This window comes from Methanofastidiosum sp. (assembly GCA_035362715.1).
In the GTDB taxonomy this organism is placed as follows: domain Archaea; phylum Methanobacteriota_B; class Thermococci; order Methanofastidiosales; family Methanofastidiosaceae; genus Methanofastidiosum.
The window spans coordinates 18,151-39,361 of record DAOSDU010000008.1 but is presented as its reverse complement, the minus strand read 5'-3'; the positions used below and the strand labels follow the sequence as shown (position 1 = coordinate 39,361).

Annotated in this window: 22 protein-coding genes; 13 read left to right on the top strand and 9 right to left on the bottom strand. The window is 35.7% G+C overall.

Annotation, left to right across the window (positions count from 1 at the left end; genetic code table 11):
• Nucleotides 1-68: 68 nt before the first annotated feature.
• Together PLI06_06430 and PLI06_06425 are read right to left on the bottom strand one after the other, a co-directional pair.
• Nucleotides 69-974, bottom strand: coding sequence for a hypothetical protein (locus PLI06_06430; protein ID HOI77229.1), 906 nt, complete (start codon nucleotides 972-974; stop codon nucleotides 69-71).
• Nucleotides 974-3,604 (bottom strand): PEP/pyruvate-binding domain-containing protein, encoded by a 2,631-nt coding sequence (locus PLI06_06425; GenBank protein ID HOI77228.1) that lies wholly within the window; start codon nucleotides 3,602-3,604, stop codon nucleotides 974-976. Before PLI06_06425 ends, PLI06_06430 begins: the two co-directional genes overlap by 1 nt.
• A gap of 133 nt (nucleotides 3,605-3,737) precedes the next feature.
• On the opposite strand from PLI06_06425, the gene PLI06_06420 reads away from it, so the two are divergent.
• Nucleotides 3,738-4,976, top strand: a complete 1,239-nt coding sequence (locus PLI06_06420) for an Nre family DNA repair protein (protein HOI77227.1) — start codon at nucleotides 3,738-3,740, stop codon at nucleotides 4,974-4,976.
• A 45-nt stretch (nucleotides 4,977-5,021) separates the two neighbouring features.
• Nucleotides 5,022-6,302, top strand: coding sequence for a UbiD family decarboxylase (locus tag PLI06_06415; protein ID HOI77226.1), 1,281 nt, complete (start codon nucleotides 5,022-5,024; stop codon nucleotides 6,300-6,302).
• A 2-nt stretch (nucleotides 6,303-6,304) separates the two neighbouring features.
• On the opposite strand, the gene PLI06_06410 is transcribed toward PLI06_06415, so the two are convergent.
• The 4 genes from PLI06_06410 to PLI06_06395 are packed head-to-tail and all read right to left on the bottom strand — an operon-like array spanning nucleotide 6,305 to nucleotide 9,631.
• Nucleotides 6,305-7,198, bottom strand: coding sequence for a DMT family transporter (locus tag PLI06_06410; protein HOI77225.1), 894 nt, complete (start codon nucleotides 7,196-7,198; stop codon nucleotides 6,305-6,307).
• Nucleotides 7,179-8,033, bottom strand: a complete 855-nt coding sequence (locus tag PLI06_06405) for a hypothetical protein (GenBank protein ID HOI77224.1) — start codon at nucleotides 8,031-8,033, stop codon at nucleotides 7,179-7,181. The genes PLI06_06410 and PLI06_06405 overlap by 20 nt, the downstream gene beginning before the upstream one ends.
• A gap of 34 nt (nucleotides 8,034-8,067) precedes the next feature.
• Complete coding sequence (locus PLI06_06400) at nucleotides 8,068-8,475, bottom strand: CoA-binding protein (protein HOI77223.1); 408 nt, start codon at nucleotides 8,473-8,475, stop codon at nucleotides 8,068-8,070.
• 4 nt (nucleotides 8,476-8,479) lie between these two features.
• Nucleotides 8,480-9,631 (bottom strand): aminotransferase class I/II-fold pyridoxal phosphate-dependent enzyme, encoded by a 1,152-nt coding sequence (locus PLI06_06395; GenBank protein HOI77222.1) that lies wholly within the window; start codon nucleotides 9,629-9,631, stop codon nucleotides 8,480-8,482.
• Nucleotides 9,632-9,702: 71 nt separating this feature from the next.
• Here PLI06_06395 and argC point away from each other — a divergent pair, with 71 nt between their 5' ends.
• Nucleotides 9,703-10,746 carry an N-acetyl-gamma-glutamyl-phosphate reductase gene (gene argC, locus PLI06_06390; protein HOI77221.1) on the top strand — a complete coding sequence of 348 codons (1,044 nt, stop codon included), beginning with the start codon at nucleotides 9,703-9,705 and terminating at the stop codon, nucleotides 10,744-10,746.
• 10 nt (nucleotides 10,747-10,756) lie between these two features.
• On the top strand, nucleotides 10,757-11,596 hold the full coding sequence (gene argB, locus PLI06_06385; protein HOI77220.1) for an acetylglutamate kinase: 840 nt from the start codon (nucleotides 10,757-10,759) through the stop codon (nucleotides 11,594-11,596).
• On the opposite strand, the gene PLI06_06380 is transcribed toward argB, so the two are convergent.
• On the bottom strand, nucleotides 11,591-12,277 hold the full coding sequence (locus tag PLI06_06380; GenBank protein ID HOI77219.1) for a diphthine--ammonia ligase: 687 nt from the start codon (nucleotides 12,275-12,277) through the stop codon (nucleotides 11,591-11,593). The two genes, argB and PLI06_06380, sit on opposite strands and share 6 nt — an antisense overlap.
• A gap of 50 nt (nucleotides 12,278-12,327) precedes the next feature.
• On the opposite strand from PLI06_06380, the gene PLI06_06375 reads away from it, so the two are divergent.
• The 3 genes from PLI06_06375 (at nucleotide 12,328) to PLI06_06365 (ending at nucleotide 14,781) form a co-directional block, all read left to right on the top strand.
• A complete protein-coding gene (locus PLI06_06375; protein HOI77218.1) occupies nucleotides 12,328-13,800 on the top strand; it encodes a DUF4350 domain-containing protein in 1,473 nt (490 codons plus the stop codon).
• On the top strand, nucleotides 13,776-14,411 hold the full coding sequence (locus PLI06_06370; protein ID HOI77217.1) for a stage II sporulation protein M: 636 nt from the start codon (nucleotides 13,776-13,778) through the stop codon (nucleotides 14,409-14,411). The genes PLI06_06375 and PLI06_06370 overlap by 25 nt, the downstream gene beginning before the upstream one ends.
• A gap of 94 nt (nucleotides 14,412-14,505) precedes the next feature.
• Nucleotides 14,506-14,781, top strand: a complete 276-nt coding sequence (locus PLI06_06365; GenBank protein ID HOI77216.1) for a hypothetical protein — start codon at nucleotides 14,506-14,508, stop codon at nucleotides 14,779-14,781.
• Here PLI06_06365 and PLI06_06360 read toward each other — a convergent pair whose 3' ends face one another.
• On the bottom strand, nucleotides 14,782-15,291 hold the full coding sequence (locus PLI06_06360; GenBank protein HOI77215.1) for a deoxyuridine 5'-triphosphate nucleotidohydrolase: 510 nt from the start codon (nucleotides 15,289-15,291) through the stop codon (nucleotides 14,782-14,784).
• A 49-nt stretch (nucleotides 15,292-15,340) separates the two neighbouring features.
• Here PLI06_06360 and PLI06_06355 point away from each other — a divergent pair, with 49 nt between their 5' ends.
• Nucleotides 15,341-16,165 carry a class I SAM-dependent methyltransferase family protein gene (locus tag PLI06_06355; protein ID HOI77214.1) on the top strand — a complete coding sequence of 275 codons (825 nt, stop codon included), beginning with the start codon at nucleotides 15,341-15,343 and terminating at the stop codon, nucleotides 16,163-16,165.
• Here PLI06_06355 and PLI06_06350 read toward each other — a convergent pair.
• Nucleotides 16,162-16,455 (bottom strand): hypothetical protein, encoded by a 294-nt coding sequence (locus PLI06_06350; protein ID HOI77213.1) that lies wholly within the window; start codon nucleotides 16,453-16,455, stop codon nucleotides 16,162-16,164. The genes PLI06_06355 and PLI06_06350 overlap by 4 nt on opposite strands.
• A 147-nt stretch (nucleotides 16,456-16,602) precedes the next feature.
• Between PLI06_06350 and PLI06_06345 the strand changes: the two genes are divergently transcribed.
• The 5 genes from PLI06_06345 (at nucleotide 16,603) to PLI06_06325 (ending at nucleotide 21,150) form a co-directional block, all read left to right on the top strand.
• On the top strand, nucleotides 16,603-17,157 hold the full coding sequence (locus tag PLI06_06345) for an HVO_0476 family zinc finger protein (GenBank protein HOI77212.1): 555 nt from the start codon (nucleotides 16,603-16,605) through the stop codon (nucleotides 17,155-17,157).
• On the top strand, nucleotides 17,144-17,800 hold the full coding sequence (locus PLI06_06340) for a protein-L-isoaspartate(D-aspartate) O-methyltransferase (protein ID HOI77211.1): 657 nt from the start codon (nucleotides 17,144-17,146) through the stop codon (nucleotides 17,798-17,800). The genes PLI06_06345 and PLI06_06340 overlap by 14 nt, the downstream gene beginning before the upstream one ends.
• A complete protein-coding gene (locus PLI06_06335) occupies nucleotides 17,785-19,209 on the top strand; it encodes a radical SAM protein (GenBank protein HOI77210.1) in 1,425 nt (474 codons plus the stop codon). Before PLI06_06340 ends, PLI06_06335 begins: the two co-directional genes overlap by 16 nt.
• A complete protein-coding gene (dph2, locus tag PLI06_06330; GenBank protein HOI77209.1) occupies nucleotides 19,193-20,185 on the top strand; it encodes a diphthamide biosynthesis enzyme Dph2 in 993 nt (330 codons plus the stop codon). The genes PLI06_06335 and dph2 overlap by 17 nt, the downstream gene beginning before the upstream one ends.
• Nucleotides 20,186-20,265: 80 nt before the next feature.
• The gene (locus PLI06_06325; protein ID HOI77208.1) at nucleotides 20,266-21,150 is read left to right on the top strand and encodes a hypothetical protein; all 885 of its coding nucleotides are present in this window, start codon (nucleotides 20,266-20,268) and stop codon (nucleotides 21,148-21,150) included.
• The last annotated feature ends 61 nt before the right edge of the window (nucleotides 21,151-21,211 follow it).

Below are 21,211 nucleotides of genomic sequence, written 5' to 3'. Positions count from 1 at the left end.
AAATTATATTTTTATTTTATTTCAACATTAGATGTTTTTCACTAGTAAATAATTTGATAATAATCATGTCAAAAGTCTCTTATCAGATACTCTGCAATCCCATACCCTGTCTTTCCATCCATTTTGTATTCAGTTAGCGTTTCATGCATTATTGATTGTTTCTTTCCATCTCCGCTTGTAAAAGGCAGTTTTACATTCTTAATTATCTTTGCATCGATTTTATGTAAGCCACCCTTTTTGTCCAACAGCTCCATTCTAAATGAATTGGGGCTTCCATCTTGATTATACTCTGTGTTTATAGTAGCTTTAACTATGGGTAGATTTTCACCACCAATATGGACGAAGCCTGCATCTACCTCACCTTCTGCTACTGTGAGTTTTGTGACATTTAGCGCAGCCTCTTCAGAGAACTGGCATGTCAACCATATCCACATCTTGGGCGCGTTCCAGTCCCTGGTCCCCCAGGAATGATCTCGCTCCCCTAAACCAGAAATGGTATAATTATTTCCTTCGACTTTAAACTCCCCAGTCGCTTTTCCAAACTGTTCCAAGTGTTCAGATGCAACTGATTGTGATATCTTTTCTTTAAAGCCACTTACGCACTCCCTGTAATCAAATATTTTGTTCATTGATTCAAAATCAAAGTTAAATGAAACATCAACAGGCTTTTTATTTGAAAAGTTTAATAATTTACCATCAAAGGTAAGATTCCATTTCTTTTCAGATTGGACCTTATGAAATGTCAAGTTTTTAGCTGAAAGATTATCATTTTCGTAAATATCATCTTCTTTGAGCCCTATGTAAGAGCCGTCTGGAAGCATAAAGAAACAGAACATATTTTTCAAGGGTTTGTTGGGTTTAAGGCCAATCCTCATAAAAGCACATATGTCATTTATCTTGTCATAGAAACTAAAGTAAAAGCTCTCATTCCATTCAACATGGTCGCCTTTTGTATGAACTATATCGGTATCCATTAAGACTCCTCCACAAGGTAAATAACTCCCTCGTTTCCATCGATCCTTACCTTTTGACCGTTTTTGAATATTTTAGTTGCATTGCTGACTGCTGTGACAGCCGGGATGCCATATTCCCTTGATACAACTGCACCATGGGAAAGTATTCCGCCAGTTTCAGTAATAAGCCCACCTATTTTAGAAAATACTGGGGTCCACCCTGGATCTGTATTGGAAGTAACTAAAATCTCATCATCTTTGACTTTGGGAAGCTCTCTTATGGATTCAACAATTCTGATTATTCCAGATGCTATACCTGGACTAGAAGAAGTTCCTGTCACCTTGACTAGGTTATCCTGCCTTTCAATGCTATCATCGAACTCTACATTGCCCTTCAAGAATTTCGGCGGTAAAATACTCTTGTATTTTTCAAACTCTTCCTTTCTCTTTATTATTGTATCTTTATCTATTATAAGGTCTCCTTTTGAGATATCAAATATCTCCTCCTTAGACAAGAAAAATATATCCATCTGCGAATCAATAAGGCCTCGCTCTAAAAATCTCCTTCCGTATTCCATGAAAAGTCTCCTTTCTCTTGTTAGCTCATGGTCAAGATAGAATCTTTGATTTTCCCTGAATATCAGATATCTCTGGGCATAGTTTAATACTTTGGCAAATACCGGCTTTTTTATAAATCCATTTTTTGTCTTTGAAACTGCATCAATAATCTCTACTTCAGCTTTTTTTCTTTCTTCTCTTTTCCTCTTTTCAACTTCTTCTAAATCTACTTCAGCTGAATCCATAAGACTTTTCAGAACTTCAGTCACAAGTGAGGGGTCATCAACCCACCGTGGGTAATAGATCTCTCTAGTGTGGGAGCGATGGCCGTAGTCATTCATAAACTCGTTGAACTTATATGAAAATTCATTTAATTCTTCATCATTATCAAGCCGATCTAAAAATCCTGAAGAAGGTAATTTATTAAGCAGATCTCTTACTCTTTTATCCTTCTTGGCTTCTTTAGCAAGCTTTGTTATTGCGATATTTGTCACAATAGTTTTGTTGTCAGGAAGCCCTGTGATCAACTTTGAATATAACAATCCTGATTTATCGCCCAACCAATCTGTTAGCCACCTTTTAAGAATCAAATTTGAACCAATGCTGTGAGTCACCATGCCGTATCTTATCAGTCTGTTGTGCTTTAGGAACTTCGCCCTTAGTTTTACAAACTCTTCATGAAGATCATCATCAGTTAAGTTCTGTAAATCTATCTTATCAAACTCTTTTATGTAAGCTAAATAGTCGCTTGCCCATTTGAGATAAGCGCCATCAGTTGTAGATATCTTTCCATCGGGGTCTAAAATTGCAACCCTGATCTCGGCAAGAATTCTCTTGAATAACTTAGCATCTGCATTAGCAATTCTTTCCTGATCATTTTTAGGGAAGTAGTTCAAGAGCTCTTTAGTCCTTCCAATCTTGGGATTATATGTAAAAACGTCCTCAAGCGCTTGTGCATTAAAGTAGACATGGCCTTTATGTAGTCTTAAAAGATCTTTGTCCCTTAGCTCCTTGTAACCCATAATTTTGGCCCCTTCCTTGAATACATAGTTGGATAGATTTTCCCCAAGCAGAGAAAAGAATAGAGGTGAGGTCACATCAGCCCAGTATTCATCAGAATAACCTCTAGTCCAGAGGGTCTGATCCTTTTCAATTGTGGTAATACCTCTTGACTGCAAAATGAATATTTCTTCATCCGATACTGCCCACTCAATATCCTGTGGCGCTTTAAAATAAGATTCTATTTTTTCCCCTAGATTTGAGAGATATATTATCTCTTCGTCTGTGAGTGAAGGAATTAGTTTTTTTGAAGTTTCAATTTCTGAAGATATGCTTCCCTTATCAGAAAAGTATATGCCCTTTGTCTTATTGCTTATCTTTCTTTCAATAATTTCTTTTGATTTTTTTTCTAAAGTGTATCTGTCTGGGCTTACAATACCAGACACTATGGATTCCCCAAGACCCCAGCTTGACTCAATGACTATTTTTTCCTTATCTCCCGTTATCGGGTCTGCTGTGAACATGACGCCCGCAGCATTTGCATTAACCATACTTTGCACAACTACTGCCATGCCGCCTTCAAGGTGATTAATATTAGAGTTCTGCCTGTAATTAATTGCCCTCTCATTCCAGTAGGACGCCCAACAGAGCTTGATATGTTCTATAACATCTTTTGTTTTTATATTTAGAAAAGAGTCTTGTTGGCCTGCAAAAGATGCTTCAGCAAGATCCTCTGCCAGTGCAGATGAGCGTACTGCCCATAATTCAATTTTCTTATTTTTTGAGAGTATTTTTTCTATTTCCTTTATTGTTGATTTGTCAATCTCGCCAGACAAAATAAGCCCTTGAATATTTTTCGAAGAAAAAACTACACTTTTTTTATTATCAAACTTTGTCGCTTTGAGAAGCTCAGATATTTTCTCTTTGAAATTATTATCAACAATAAACTTTTCATACGCCTCGGTAGTAATAACAAATCCATATGGAACTTGAAATCCTTCAGCCTTTAATAAAGATAGATTCAATGCTTTGTTTCCAACTGAATTAAAGTCACCCTTCTTGATATCAGAAAAAGGTAGTACGACATCCGACATAAAATCCCTTCTTTTTTAGTCATTTTGTTGCTATGTATATAAAACTTTGTTCTCCCTAATTTTTTGATATTGGCCTTAAAAAATCTTCAATTATTTCCATTAAAAATAAATAACAGACTTCTTTATCTTGTTCATGCATACCCCAAAAACTACTCTATGCACTGTATGCAGGGGCCATAAAAAGCTCTGTGGTAGGGGGATATGTCCAATACTTGAGAAGAAGAGGATTAGGGAATCGATAGCGCCTTTAATCAATAAGGACATATTTGGGGCATCCCCTTCAGCATTTTTTGTCGGAGACTGGAACTATCCCAAGGTTTTGGTCGGGCCGTTAGTCCCACCAGTGCACGAAGACACTGAAATATTTGACCTACCGGAAGGCTGGCATGGCAAAGCGCTTGATGAAATTATAAAATTTAGATCTCTTCTTGTAAGGTCAAAAGAATTTCTAAAGGTCACCGATGCTAAAAATCCTAAAGGGTATCTAGAAAAAAGTCAGGAAATAGTCATGTCAAGGAAGCCTATTGACGTTGAATTAGTATTAAAAAAGGTACCTCACTTTGCCCTAGAATTTTCCCAGTTTTCTCCCCCCACGGGTCCTTCTGGTTTTGTTGAGAGCTTTAAGATCGCTGAAAATCCAAAGGTTCCAAGGGTAATCGATAAAATTAATTCAGACGATATCAAGGCATCAAAAGGGATATATCTACTTTATGATAAAGATATACCTGTATCACACATTTCAAAACTCCTATCCGCCGGGCTTCTAGGAGAGCAGAAAAACAGAAAACTTGTTCCGACAAGGTGGAGTATCACAGCAACTGATGATTCCCTTTCTAAGTTTCATCTAAAGAAGGTTAAATCCTCTCCAGAAATAAATAAATTTGAAGTTTACTATGATGAAGACGTTGGCAACAGATTTGTTGTTTTTCTATTTCCTTCAATGTGGTGCTATGAATTTCTAGAGTGCTGGCTTCCAGGTTCATTATTTTTAGAGAGTTCGCTTTCGCCAAATGTAATATCTGATCATGAATTATTTGACGGAAGAAAAGAGTATGCATCTCTTACTGCTGGCGCATATTATGCAGCAAGATTCTCTGTGACTGAGCACCTTTTTGAAAAGGGGAGGCAGGCAGGCGCTTTGGTGTTCATGGAGGTACACCCAACGTATCATACTCCAGTTGGTGTGTGGCGTGTCAGAGAGATAACTAGGAACGCTTTACAAAAAAAGCCAGATTCTTTCGACACAGAGGAAGAGGCGCTAAAGAAAGCTTCAGAGATTTTATCCCTTTCTTTTGAGAAATATAGAGAAAAGAGCAAAATCTTAGGATTCAAACACAAACAAAAAACATTATTTGATTGGATTACTCCATGAGAAAGGCTTTTATCCTTTTTTCGCTCTGTTATTCTAGGTGTTTTTATGGATATTAGAGAATTTATCGCTCATGAAAAGGATATTATCAAAATTGATAGGGAGCTAGAAAAATATGAGATGGCAAAGATAGTTCATGAGAATCCAACTAAAATATTGCAATTCAAAGATAGAGGGTATGATGTTTTTTGTAATATCTGGTCTACAAGAGACCGTGTAGCAAAATACCTTAAATTGGACAAATCAAACTTACTTTTTTCATTGAAAGAATCCATGGATAAACCAACACCTTACAAAATAGTCGATAAAGCCACATTTCTCGATAACGAGATTAAGAATTTTGACCTTAGAAAAATTCCAATTCAGTATCATTATCCCCAAGACGGCGGCCCTTATGTGACATCTGGTGTTGTTTTTGTAAAGGATGAAAAGGGCAACAGAAACATGTCTTTTCACAGAATGATGGTTACAGGGAAGGATACATTCACAATAAGAATTGTCCCAAGGCATCTTTTTGCCATGTATAACGAAGCAAAGGCCAAAGGTAAGGATTTAGAAATTGTTATGGTAATAGGATTACCCCCTTATGTGCTATTGCCTGCTGCGATGTCAATATCATATGGTATCAATGAACTTGAAATTGCAAATACCTTGAAGAAGATGGGATTAGGCAGTGAGCTCACTGCTTATAGATTTCCTAACGGGATAGATGTGCCGACATCATCTCAGTTTGTTTTTTGTGGGAAGATAACTTTAGAGGAAGGGGATGAAGGACCATTTGTTGATATAACAGGCACTTATGACTTTGTTAGAAAACAGCCAATTGTTAAGATAGAGAAAGTATACCAAGGAAAAAATGCATTTTTCCACGCGCTTATGCCAGGCGGCTATGAACATTTTCTTTTGATGGGTATGCCCAGGGAACCTATAATCTTTGAGGGCGTATCAAAAGTTGTACCAAAGGTTTATGGTGTCAGATTGACCGAAGGCGGAGACTGCTGGCTTCATGGCGTCGTATCAATCAAAAAGCAGAAAGAAGGCGATGGGAAGAATGCTATAATGGCCGCACTTGCATCTCATCCTTCAATGAAAAGAGTTGTTATAGTTGATGAGGATATTGATATCTATTCTGATACAGATGTTGAATGGGCAATAGCTACAAGATTCCAAGCAGATAAGGATCTATTAGTTGTAAATAACGCCGCAGGATCAAGCCTTGATCCATCTGTTAAAGGGGATGGCACTTCAGCAAAGATGGGAATAGATGCAACAATGCCTCTAAAAAATAATGAAGGATATAAACGAGCAATCAATTTTCTAAAAAAATAAATTTATTCTTTTTCCCTTAAAATTATCCATATTGCAATTAAAATCAAGGCCCCCCCAATTATTGTGCCTTGGGTAACAGTTTCTCTGAGTATAATGTATGCAAGAATACCGGCCAATACACCTTCTGACAATACTATGACAGAAGCTTTAGTTGCTATAATATGTTTTAATGCAATGCTATACAAAAGAAATGCACCTGCAGTGCATAAAAATCCTAATATGAATAACATAGAAAGTGAGAAAGGAGTAAGTACCTCCGAGCCATAGAAAAATGGGGACATAATAATAGTCGCAAAGATGAACATCCAGAGGGTAGTTGTGAGGCCATCGTATTTTTTACCCAATGCCCTTATGCTTATTGTATAAAGCGCCCATCCAAATCCAGAAAATGTTGACATTACGTTTCCATAAAAGTTTGTAGTGGTATTAATAGAAGAAAGGTCATAATAAAATATTATAAATCCACCAGCTATACCGATCAAAACTGCAAGTGCTGTCTTTTTTGAAGCTTTTTCTTTTAGTAATAATGCCGATACGATAAGAACATAGAGGGGCGCCATCTGCTGCAAAAAGACTGTATTTGCGATTGTGGTAGTTTTAAGTCCAATTGTATATGTATAGATCGTGAATGACAGTAGGATTGCAGGAACTAAAAGGTGAGGTATATCCTTTAATTTTATTTTAATCTTTGATGATTTTTTGGTTAGGATGCCATAAGTCAATAAGACAATTGATGCAAAGAGGAATCTATATGCAACTATCATCCCAGAATTCACTTCTGGTATCCACCTAACAGGTATACCTATAAAACTCCATAAAACAACAGCAAGAAATGTATAGGATACACCCAGATAATTATCTTTAGGATCCATTAAATCAAATCTTTTCTTTGCCATTTTTCTTTTTAAGATATACGGTATAACCCAGAAACACTGCTAGAACTACGGACAAATACAATGACCAAGAAGGAATAGATTGTTTAGAAGTATTGCCAAGCCAAGTGAAGAGATTTTTTGCAAATTGCTTGTTATTCAAGTCCCCTATTTTGCCGTTATCAAAGATAAATGAGCTTCCTATGACTGCTACCTTACCATTTCCCTTTTCTGAAATTGCGACTACAATGATATTTTCTCCCCCAAGTGGTTCGCTTCCAAGAGCGAATGTATCATTGTCGCCTCTTGCTATTGCTGTGGCATTACCTTTTAACTCAAGTGAAGCCGGCTTGTATAAGATAATTGATGTTATACCCTCATTTATAGGATGCTCCGCAAGATTGTGGATTATTGGCGTGCAACTGCACCCTTGCCTGTTTGTAGGATCATCTGTTCCGTTTTTCATTAATCTGATCCCAAAAGGTTCAAGCAGCTTATTAACGGATTCTCTTGTCGGTTCAATCATATCCATATCATGAGAACCAAGAACAAGTAGGCTTCCTCCGCTTTCAACGAATTTTGTTAGTGCAGTTATTTCATTTTCTTCCAAAGGATTGTTTGGATTCCACAAAAGAACTATATCTACCCCTCTAAGAACCTCGTCTGTAAAAGGTGCAGTATTAATTTTATTCTTAAATCCTAAGGAGCTAAGTTCTTGAGATAGGGTTCTTCCCGTCCCTTCTGGATCGCCCCACCAGTTGTCTGTATCGTGATATTTATCAATCAATATTGTTTTTTCGGCAGAAACAAAATTTATAGATAGTAATAATAGTACTAATGCAAAAGCACATTTTTTCATAAAAATAAATATAAGATTTGATTTAAAAGCATTTTTAATTATTTTTTTGTTCAGCCTCTAAAAGCCTCCTTTGTGCCATAATACAGTTATCATAGACAACTTCTATCCCGTTATCCTTACAGAATATTATAGCTTCTTCAGATTCAGAGCCAGGTTGCATCCAGACTTTAGTTATCCCAATTTCTTTGCATTCCTTGACTATCTGTTCTGTAATATGCGGGGGAACTACAGTGTCAACAACATCGACTTTGACAGGAATTTCAGAAAGCGAGTGATAACATTTATCGCCCTCTACCGTATCGGCCTTTGGATTTACTGGGATGACTTTGTACCCAGAAGCCCTTAAATCCCTGTAGATTATATTCCCATATTTGTCCCTGTTGTCTGACGCCCCAACAATGGCAATGACATTCTTTTTGTCAAGGAAATGTTTAAATTCCAAATTATCACATCCTCTTGATTACTTTTTCAATCCTATCCATGGCTTCAGAAAGGTCGCTCTGTGGAACATCCGCAAATGAAAATCTCACGTAGCTATTCCAGTCCTTTCCAAAAGATATTCCAGGTACACATAATACCTTTGCCACTTTCAATAAAAACTTAGCAAATCCTAATGAATCCATTCTATAAGACGAAACATCAGAAAATGCGTAGTAAGCACCTTCAGGAAGATTACAAGGAAGCCCAATCTCATTTAGCCTCTTAACAACAAAGTCTCTCCTCTTTCTATATTCTTCAGTCGTGGCCTTTACAAAATTCATTGAAGTTTCGTCATTTACAGCTTTTAACGCTGCGACCTGTATAAAATCAGGAGCACTTACAACTAGACTATTGTGTATCGGTAGAATATTATTGATAATATCTTCTGTGGAATGCATATAGCCTATCCTCCAACCTGTCATTGAATATGCCTTTGAAAATCCTGATAAAGTGATTATATTTTCCTTTCCGTACTTTGCAATGCTTTCATGCTTCTTTTCAAAAACGATGTAGTCATATATCTCATCCGATATTACAAGAAAATCCTGATTTACGGCCATATTTTGGAGTCTCTTTAGCTGTCTTCCATCATAGATTTTACCTGTCGGATTGTTTGGTACATTAATCAACAAAGCTTTTGTTTTATCATCGATAGAATCTTCTATCGCTTCCATGTCGAGTGAGAAATCACCTTTTTTACAAGGAACTTCTACAACATCTGCCCCTACAAACTCTGCCATTATCCTAAAAAAAGGATGTGAAGGAGTTGGAATGATAACTTTGTCCCCTCTTTCTGCATAGCTTAGAAGCGATATAGATATGCCCTCACTTACTCCCACTGTCACAAGCATCTCTTCAGGTGTGGCATCGATTTTGTTATACTCTCTCATCTTGTTTGCTAAAGCCACCCTTAACTCTTCAATTCCACGTGAAAGAGTGTATTTTGTGTGGCCCTCATCAAGCGCCTTCTTTGCGGCATTTATAACAGGCAAAGGTGTCTTAAAGACCGGTTTTCCCTGACCCATATTTATGAGGCCTTCTACTTTTTTAGCAAGTTCATTCATTTCTTCAATACCTGATAATTTTATCTTTGAAACACCAGAAGCAACTTTTACCATACATGTTAATTAGTAAAAATTATATTTAATAATTTCGGTATAACCTTAAAAACAAATTGCATCTAGTTTTAATCATGATAGCAAGTATAATAGGTGCTACAGGATATACCGGTGGGGAATTGTTGAGGCTTCTTTTAAATCATAATAAAGTCGAAATAGGGGCCCTGACGTCGGAAAGCTATGCAGGGAAAAAAGTTTCTGATGTCCATCCAAATCTCACTGGATTAGTTGAACAGAGCTTTGTTAGCCTAGAAATGAACAATATAATAGATGAATCTGATATTATTTTTGCAGCTTTGCCACATGGGGCATCAAACGAGATTATCTCAAAAATCTATTCAATTAATGAGAATGTTAATCTGATAGATCTAAGCGGTGATTTTAGATTTGATGATCTAGCCGTCTATGAAGAGTGGTACAAAATAAAACACACAGATCCAGAGCTCAATAAAAAGGCTGTTTTTGGTTTACCTGAGTTGTATAAAGAGAAAATAAAAAAGGCCAAACTTATTGCAAACCCAGGGTGTTACCCAACGAGTGCAATCCTTGGCTCAGCACCTCTTTTGAAAAATAAACTTGTAAAGACTGATGTAATTGTTGACTCAAAATCAGGAGTCTCAGGCGCCGGGAAAAAATTGACTGCCAACACACATTTTCCTGATGCAAATGAAAATTTTTCAGCATATGGCATTGCTGCTCACAGGCACTCCCCTGAAATTCAACAGGAAATGGAAAAACTTTTCACAAATAAGGTTAATCTATCTTTTACACCACATCTTGTCCCGATTAATAGAGGCATACTCACAACAATATACATGACTTTCAATAATTTTATGGAAACAAAGGATGTCATTAATCTTTACCGTGAATTCTATAAAGACTGTCCATTTGTCAGAGTCTTGGACGAAGGAAAGTTTCCTCAGACTAAAGCAGTTTCTGGTTCCAATTACTGCGACGTAGGAATAAAATCGGATAAGAGGACAGGCAGGGTAATAGCGGTCTCTGCAATCGATAATCTTGTCAAGGGAGCATCGGGGCAGGCTGTACAGAATATGAATCTTATGATGGGGTTCGACGAAAAAGAAGGGCTCAAGGTAGTTCCACTATACCCATGAGGTGTTCAAAATGTTTGATGAGCTTTACAATAATTTGGATGAGATAAAAGAATTGAAGGATAAGTTAGTTGTCATAAAATATGGCGGCCATGCAATGAAGGACGAAGAACTAAAAATGGCCTTTGCCAAAGACATATCTTTGATTAAGTCACTTGGAGCATCACCAGTTATAGTTCATGGTGGAGGCCCTGAAATAACCTTAATGCTTGATAAGCTTGGCATAAAATCTGAATTTTACAAGGGGCTTAGGATAACTGAAAAAGATGCAATGAAAGTTGTAGAAATGGTTCTTCACGGTGCAGTAAACAGAGAACTTGTTACTCTAATAAACAACGAAGGCGAATATGCAGTTGGGATTTCAGGAAGGGATGGCAGCATAGTCAATGCAACTAAAAAATCTGTTGATGGAGTGGATCTAGGATTTGTCGGTGAAGTAAACTGCGTTAATACCTGGCTTTTGTGGACCTTAATCGATGAAGGTTACATACCCGTTGTTTCTCCAATAGGAGAGGGTGAAAACGGAGCATATAATGTGAACGCCGATGAATTTGCATACTCAATTGCAGCAGCAATGGGAGCTGAAAAGCTATTGTTGATCACAGATGTGGATGGAATATACCTTGATCCAAATGATCCTTCTACAAGGATTCCTCTTTTAACTGAATCAGATGCAAACTCCATGATTGAAAAAGGAAAGATATCAGGGGGAATGATTCCTAAAGTTCTCTCATCTATTTCGGCATTAAAAGAAGGGGTGGGAGAAGTCCACGTAATAAATGGAAAGTCAAAACATGTAATCCTTCAAGCATTAATTGACGCTGAAAGCTGCGGAACAAGAATCGTTCTATAATTTGTCTTCGAGAATAACAGATTCTATTACTAAGATTCCATTTAGATTTTCTACTATTTTACTTGATTTTTCTATTATTAATTTCTTTTTGAATATAGGTGAATCTGTGACAAAAGTTTCATATTCTCCGCCTTCTCCAGCAATATGCACTCCATATTTTTTGTTCAAGAGTTTTAATTTTTCCAGAACCTCTTCATCAATTATTCTTCCAAGAAAAGATTCATCAAGGCCAAGTGCTGAAACTGAAACGATAACAGCCTTAAAGCCATTATTGATTAATGTTTCCATATATTTGTTAGTATCTGTCTTCCATAGAGGGGCATAGTGAAATATCCCATAATAGTCAGCAATCTTTTGAATCCTTTCCCTCTGGTAGTTTGACTCAATAGCACCTGTTATTATCCCGTCGATTTCTTTATTTTTAACAAATTCGCCAATAATATGGTGCAATTCTTCAACTTCCTTTTCTTTTTCACCTTTGACATTTTTTTGTATCAAAGGAATTCCCATAGCTTTTGCCTGAAATGATGTCAAAGAAATATTGGGGACGTGAAACATGTATGAATCATCTCTTTCTGACTCCAAGGAGAGAAGACAAACAACTTCGTGGCCTTCTCTCATTGCAAGATATGTGGCAAAAAGAGAGTCCTTTCCACCAGAAAATAGGGATAACATTCTCATAAGTCAAATAAGCTCAAAAAATTTAAATACTTTCTGCCGAATTAAGATTTATGAAAAAGATTTTAGGGCTCTCCATATTTGTAATTATGCTTCTTTCGATATTTTCCCCTCTAGTTTTTGCCGATAATGAGGATATTTTATTTTATGGGCAAAGTCTTGGAAAAATTGAAGATTCAATTAAGATTAATTATAACATTACTAAATCCCAAATGATCCCCCAAAGTATTTCTCAGTATAAACTCATTACAATAATAACTCCAGACAAAGGGATATCTTCTGAAGAGATTCCAAGACTTCTTGATTTTGTTAACTCAGGCGGCACTCTATTGATAATTGCAGAAGATTTTACAGAGGCAAGTTCAATAACACAGATTAATCGTCTTCTTTCTTCTTTGAATATAGAGGTCAATGTCGATAGGGTATATGATGATACAAACTTTGCAAGTTACAATACCAATGTTTTGGTACAAGGAGATGATAATTATCTTCCGTCAAAAGGTGTTTCCAAAATTATTTTTGTTAGTGGCTCAAGTCTTAAAGGAGAATTTGACGGCGAACTAAAAAGCAATATTACTTCTTATTCTAAAAACTATGATGAATTTCAAACTTATGGGAAGGGTCAAAGGCCACCCATTTCTGGATTTATAAAATATGGGAAAGGAATGGTAATAATAGTTGGAGACAAATCCCTATTTGAAGATACATATGTAGTTCAGGAAGACAATGCTCTTTTTGTCATGAATCTATTTGACTTTGCAATTGGAGACGCCAATGCAATAGATCAGAGGATTCAATACAAAAAAAATTATGATCAAGAAACAAATTCGTTTTTGTCATATTTTGACTCTATGAAAAAGAACGGTTTTTCTGAGATTAAACCCACTGAAACAAATAGAATTACTTCCTTAATTCAGCAAGCGCAAGGTTACTACTCATTCGGGCTTTATAGAGAGGCATATACTACAATATCCCAGGCAATAACTCTTCTCGAATCTCAAATGGATTTTATTGATGCTGAATTCAATGAAAAGATTCAGAAAGCAAAGAATTTAGAAAGCGAGGCAAGAAGTAAGGGAATTGCAGTTGCCGACGAGGCGCTATTTAATGAAGGTGTTTATTACTTAACCCAGGCTGAAAAAGAAATCAACCTTACTAAGAGAATTGAGCTTATTGATAAGTCTATTGAAGTACTTGAGAAGTTTGGCCAGGGAGATATGCAAAGGACAAAAATAGAAATTGATACAGCCGATAGTAAATTAAAGAAAGCGAAAGAGACATTATTCTATGAAAATGATGTTCAAAAAGCCGATGAACTATTAACTGAAGCAAAAAGACTTTTCAACAGAGGAAACTATTCTGATGCATTTTCAATGGCAACAGAATCACAGAAATATTCTGAAAGAGCTATAGAAAAATACAATATATTTAAAATCATACTTGGTCTTGGACTTCTATTAGGGGCATTGCTGCTAATGATTATAACAAAGAGGATTTTATCATGGAAAGCAGAAAAGAAAGATTAACTTCCTTTTACAAAAATGAAGTATTCGCAACAATCAAAGAAAATAAAAATCTAATGTTAATATCGCTAGGATTATTTCTACTGGGATCTATCTCAGGATTCTATATATTTAAAGTATTATTGAACAACAACCCGGAGATAATTGATTCCTTCCTAAAGGAATTCCAGGACATGTTTGGGCCCTTAAAGGAAATGACTTCACTCGAATTATTCTTTACAATATTCTTTATTAACACAAGAACATCATTTTTGATAATGATACTTGGAGTTTTTGTCGGATTCTTTCCTTTCATGTCACTCTGGGGGAACGGAACCATAGTAGGGCTGCTTTATGGGAAATTTATCGCTGAAGGAGGAAATTCTTTAGTTTTCTTAATGGGCATACTACCGCACGGCATAATTGAAATTCCCGCTATCATTATAGCAGCATCCCAAGGATTTAGACTCGGAAAAGAAATTATTTTTCCGCCTCCGGGTAAATCTAGATCAGAGTCTCTAAGAGTTAATATCAAGAAAGGATTAAAATTATTTGCAATAATAATTCCACTATTACTAATTGCTGCATTAATTGAGGTATACCTCTCTGCTTACCTCTTTAAAGCAAATCTATGAAAAATATCAATTTCCCCACTATGGATAATCTTGTTGATATTTATTCAGAAAGATAGATGGAAATTCTTTTAAAGGACTTAATTGAATTATTTCTATGGACGACAGAGAAGACTATGAACAAGATGAAGAATACCAGAGTGCAGGAGCTGAAAAACCTTTTGACATTGTTCACAACAATATCGGTGAAATAGTCAGTCTAGTTCTGAAAGACGGCAGAAAAATAGACGGAACATTAGCAGGGTATGACTTAGAACTCAATCTAGTTATGGAAAATGTCAAGATCCTCCGCGGAGAAAATGTTAAAGAAATGGGTTTAATAATAGTCAGGAGGAACAATATTCTTGCAATTGGAGATCATATTTTAACTTGATTATATATTTTCTTTTAGAAATATCCCCTTGTAAACTGATTCATCTGTCAATGTTCGCATAAACACTAGTTGTAGAACCCTCGCATCCTTGAAAATCTTTATACCCTTCACATTATCTACTGAAAGTAAGGACTCACTCCTTCCACTGTAACCCCTATCCCAAACAGCTGTTCCAACGTTTGCACCGCATCTCAGTAGAGTTGAGCGAGGTCTTCCCAAAGCAACTATATTTGGCGGGATATTTACAATTTCATTGTAAATGATCTTGTAAGCGCCTTTTTCAAGAAAAACAAATTCTTCAACAAAATCTATCTTTTTCGTTTCAGAAAGCTTTCTTTTTTCGTTACTGAAATCTACAGCACCTCCAGATACAATACTGTGTACCTCTCTAACTGTCATATCAAATCCATTTGGAGTAATCTGGGTATCCAGATCTATATAATTCTGTACTAGATTATTCTTTGATATAAGTTCTCTAATTTCATTTCCTGTAAGAACGCAACTTTCCATAAATATCTTTAATTGAAAACCTTTTATGTATTTTGGATTAATACTTGATGTGGAAGATAAAAAAATAAGAACACTTAGAGAACAGCTAAAGAATAAGGTATCTGATGGAGATATCAGAAAAATAATGAAGAGTTACGAGCAAATTGGGGACATTATAATACTTACAATCCCTAAAGAGTATCAAGAACTAAAGGATTTTATCGGAAAGAGTTTTTATGATAGCTTTGGATGTCAGGCTGTTTTAGAAAAGGGTTCTGTTTCAGGAGAGTTTAGAGTTCCTTATTACAAAAAGATTATTGGGGGAGGATTTGTCACAATCCACAAAGAAAATGGGATACTCTACAAAATTGATCTGTCCAAAGTGATGTTTTCTTCCGGCAACATAGCTGAGAGGATAAGGATGGGCCAAATTTCTTTGCCTGATGAAATTATAATTGATATGTTTTCCGGCATTGGGTATTTTACATTACCGTTATCAAAATATGGAAAATCTAAGGTATGGGCTTTAGAGAAAAATCCCGATAGCTATAATCTTCTCTTAGAAAATATTTACCTTAACAAAGTAGTTGATAGGGTCACACCCATAAATACCGACTGCCTTGATTTTAATCCAAACTTCAAAGCAGACAGGATAATTATGGGATACTTCTCAGACGATGAAAAGTTTTTATTAAAAGCATTGGATATGATAAAAGACGGTGGAACAATCCACTACCATAATACTATGCCTGAAAAATCTGAGCCCACTTTCAAGAAAAATCTTGAAATAATTTTGTCTAATAAAGGAAGAACTTTAGAGCCGCTTTATTACAGGAAAATTAAAAAATATTCACCTGGCGTATGGCACGTTGTTTTTGATTTTAAAATCCATTAATACATTTTTCTACGCTTGAGATCGTCAAATGCTCCAGAATAGGTCTGCCTTTCCTGTGTAACTCTGGCCTTTTTTATCATCTCAAGGATTATGGTCTTCTGTTTTTTTATTTTTCTCTCCCGATTATCCAAAAATAATACGAATAATCCAAGGGTAAAAAGAGTCGCAATAACTGCTGATAATACTAAAAGCATTGTTGGATTATCGATTAAACTGAAATATATGGAAAAATAACCACCTAGAACAAGTCCTAGGCCCATTATCGATAAACCAATCAGTCTTTTTATCATTAGATATCTCCGATTATTTTTATCTCTTCGCTTCAGTTTTTATAATTTATGGTAAAAATAGCCTTATTCCTTTAAAATAAAAATTATTATTAATCAACTCTTTATCTTTCCGATAACTATTTTAAAGACAAAATATTTACTAAAATTGTGTGTAAGCATACAGAGTACGAAGTCCTTAAAAAAAGAGGAAGACAAGAGTTGAGAAAGTGCAATCTTTGTGGCGAAGTATTCCAGACTGTTATGGACAAAGAAATCTTAATTAAAGTTCCCGCTGTAGTTTCCTATTTTGAGCAATCCAAAAAAATATTAATCGATGTTGCTGAAAATAAACTATTTGAAGTTGGAGAATTGATAGAAGTCAACGGGAAAAAATACTACGTCAACCATATAGACGCCAAAAGAAAAGCAGATTCTGCGTTAGCTAAAGATATCAACACACTATATCTCATACCAGAGGATATACCTGTTGTGCTTAAAATTACTTTAAGAATTCAATATGGCCACCTTTCACTTAGGGCTTTTGCAGATAAAGATGAAGTATTTTCTAAAGGGGACAATATTACAATTGATGAACAGGATATGATTATAGATAAAATATTGGCGACGCATGGATTTGAACCGTCTGCATCAGCATCCGAGATAAGAAGATTATACTGCTCGCAATCCTCTAAAAGTGGAAGGAGTCTTGATGTCGATAAGTGATGAGTCAAGGAATAAACTGGTTTCTTATCTTGAAAAAATTAGATATATTAAATCTGATTCTGTTAAAAATGCATTTTTAAAAGTCGATAGAAGTAATTTTGTTCCTGAAAATCTAAAAGACGAAGCATACAAGGACGCCCCTCTCCCAATTGGCTGGGGGCAGACTATTTCTGCACCTTCAATGATAGCATTGATGCTTGAAGTATCCGATCTTAAAAATGGGATAAAAACTTTGGAGATAGGGGCTGGCTCAGGGTATAACGCTGCTTTAATTGCCGAGATATGTGGCGAAGAGAACGTTGTCACAATAGAAAGAATTCCAGAAGTTTATCAATTTGGCATGGAGAATCTAAAAAGAGCGGGATACAATGTCAAGATAGTTCTTGGGGACGGTACAAAAGGTTTTCAAGAAGACGCACCATACGATAGGATAATTGCTACTGCAGCAGCACCTGAAATTCCAAAAAGCTGGAAGGACCAACTAAAAGAGGGGGGTATGATAATAGCACCCGTTGGTAAAGAGAGATACTACCAAGAGCTTTTAGTATTAAAAAAGAATAGAGACGGCACATTTGGTACTAATAAATACGGTGGGTGTATATTCGTGCCTCTAGTTGGAGAGAACGGGTGGAAGGAACAATGAGATTCACTGAATATGGTACTATTAAAAAAAAATCAGTCAATAGATTTGCTTTAATCTATCCTGACGTATATCGTGCCGGAAACTCAAACCTTGGGCTTCATTATGTTTATAACATTGTTAATGAGAAGGATGGATTTTCAATAGAAAGATTTTTCTCTGACTTTGAAAGATCTATTGAAACTCAAGACATGCTAAAGAATTTCAAAGCTTTATTGTTTTCACTAAATTATGAATATGGAGTAATTAATCTCCTTAAAATTTTAAAAAAGAACAATATTCCTTTATTGAGAGAAAATAGAAAAGAGCACCTAGTCATCACAGGTGGCCCTCTCAATGTGAACCCTTTTGTATTGAAGGATGTTTTTGACATTGCATTTATTGGTGATGCAGAAAAATCACTCTTTGAATTTCTAGATATTTATTCAGGGTTGGACGATCCTAAAAAACAAATAGATGAGTTTGGTAAGATTGAAGGGCTCTATATACCTGAGATTCATAAGGAAAATAAGATTAAAAGAAGGATAGAAAAGCTGGAATATCATCCACTTTACGAACCTATCCAATGGGGAGATTTTGAAGAATCGTTTAATAAAACATTTCTTTTAGAGGTATCTAGGGGATGCAGAAGCAGATGCTCATTCTGCCTTACTGGCAACGCTCTCGGGCCTTATCGAGAGAGAAGCGAAGAAAAGCTAATTGAAATAGTGAAAGAGGGGCAAAAGAGAACTAAGTTTGAAAAGGTTGCATTGATAGGATCAGATATGCCTTCCTCTCTTGATGAAATTATCAAAAGTATAAGTAGACTTGGATTTCAAGTTTCTCTACCTTCATTAAAGCTTAGGGACATAAATGAGAGCACAATCCCACTATTGGGCCAAGATACTATAACTTTAGCACCTGAATCTTCTGAATCAATCAGATTTCAAATAGGAAAATGTTACAAGGATGAAGAGTTCTTTGATAAAATCAATCTAATAAAAAAATACTCTAAATCTGTAAAACTATACTTTATCTTTGGGCTCCCGGGGGAAGAACAAAAAGATCTGGATGAAATAATAAATTTCATAAAACAATCAAGAAAGATAATAAGAACAAAATCATCGTTTAATCCTTTTGTTCCAAAGCCCCATACTCCTTTTGAAGACCATATATTCGATTTTTCAGAATTAAAGGAAAAGATGAAATACATCACTACAAATATAAAAGATGTTAGAATTGAAGATCTGAAGGGTGCATTTATCCAATATGTTATATCTCTTGGGGGGTGTGATATCGGCAAGTTTATCATTGATGGAGTGGAGAATGGTACAAACCTATCCTATTCTTCCTTCAACAAAGCAATTGAGAAAGGAGAGATAATTATTCCGTCAGTAGACAAGGAGTGGAAGAGAATTGAAGTATCAGTTTGATTTAGGGCCTCTTTTTAAGAGATTAAAAGAATTGGATGTAAAAAGAGTCGGGCTGGTATTGCCTGAAGGATTAAAAGTTTATGCAGATTATATCTCTAGTGAACTTAAAAAACAAGGATATGATGTAATCGTTTCGGGGAATTTTAATTATGGCGCTTGTGATGTGCCTGATCTTGACTTTGATGAGGTATGTGACTGTTTAATTAATTTCGGGCATGCGCCTCTACCAGTTGAAAGCAATATACCCATGTTATTTGTAGAAGTTGACTTTGTTTTTCCATATATGGGACTCTTAGAAAATAATATCGATTTACTTAAAAAAGAAGGAAAAAGGGCGGGGCTTGTATCAACTGTAAACTATGTGAAGGAACTTCCTAAAGTAAAACAATATCTAGAAAGTGAAGGATTTGAAGTATTCATTGGAAAAGGAGATAAGCGAGTTGCATATACAGGACAGGTTTTGGGGTGTGACTTTTCATCTGCTTCTGCCATTTCAGATAAAGTTGACTTTTTTATATTCGTAGGTGAGGGGAGATTTCACCCATTAGGCGTTGCAATATCTTCTGAGAAAAAAGTATTTGCTTTTGATAGCGATGGAATTTATTCTTTAGATGAATACAGAGATAAGATCCTAAAAGAAAGATTTGGTTCAATCTTTAGGGCCAAGGATTCAAAGAAATTTGGACTGATAGTTTCAGCGAAAAAGGGTCAAAAGAGAATTGCACTAGCAAAAATACTAAAAAGAAAGATAGAAGATTCTGGATTGATTGCAGATATTATTTTGATGGATGAAGTTACTCCTGATAAACTCTATGGATTTGATTACGATAGCTTTGTTGTTTGTGCATGCCCAAGGATAGGAATTGATGATGCAAAGAGATACAAAAAGCCTCTATTGACTCCAAAAGAGCTTGAGATAGTTCTTGATGGGAAAGAAGAGTATGTTATGGATGAAATCGACCAAGAAGATTTTTGAAAATATTGACGATAGTTTAATTCGGCAATAAGGGAAATATTTAAATATTGAATAATTATTTTATAAGTAAAGGTGTACCTATGAATAAGAGATATATTTCTTTAATTATTGTGTTATTATTAGCTATTGGCACGTTGCCAACTCTTTTTGGGCAAACTCATTTTGAGAATCCAGAAATTACTATTCAATCAGATGGATGCTATCAATTAAGACTACTACAATCTGACAGTGCAATTCTTCAACCTGGGGGCGCCCCTAAAATATATTATCCTCCAATAGGTTCAAACGACTGTTGGTATAAATTAGTGATTGAAGGAAAAACAGAATGTCAGAATTGCTACCCTAATTGGGAAATAGGTATCGGATTTAAAAATTTACCTGAGAACTTTGATTTAGACTTAGATGAAAATGATGAATATGTAATGGAATTTTCAGGACCAGAATTTTGTGGATCAGTTACTGAAGATCTAAAATTCCCAGGAGTTTTATTGAGTTATGTTAGTTATGTTAGAGTTGAAAATAAAACTACTGAGGGCACTGTTTGTCCAATTCAATTTTCTTGGAAACTTTATTCAGAGTGTCCATGTAAGAGTACTGTTGCACTCTACCCAAAAGTTGATATTGAGCAGTTCTCTGTTACAGGCGGCGCAACAATAATAAGAGACGGAAAAATTCTCACAAACTTCAATGTAATTCCTGGAGTTCAACAGACCTTCATCCAAGTGGAAAACAGAGGATTCTTCACACAGAACGATGTCAAGGTAAAAGTCATGGGATTGCCACAAGGGGTGTCTGTATCAATATCACCTGATACTCAGAAGATCAAGGCCCACAATCTAGGTACCTATCAAGCAACTTTCACAGTTGGACCCGATGTTCCATCAGGCACATACAAAGTTGCAATGGTCGCCTACTCTGAAAACGGTGTATTTGACACAATCCAGATTGATCTTATAGTTCCTTAAATTATTTATTTTTTTTAAATTCTTATTTTTGATATCAGAAACACTTATAAAGGGATTTTAG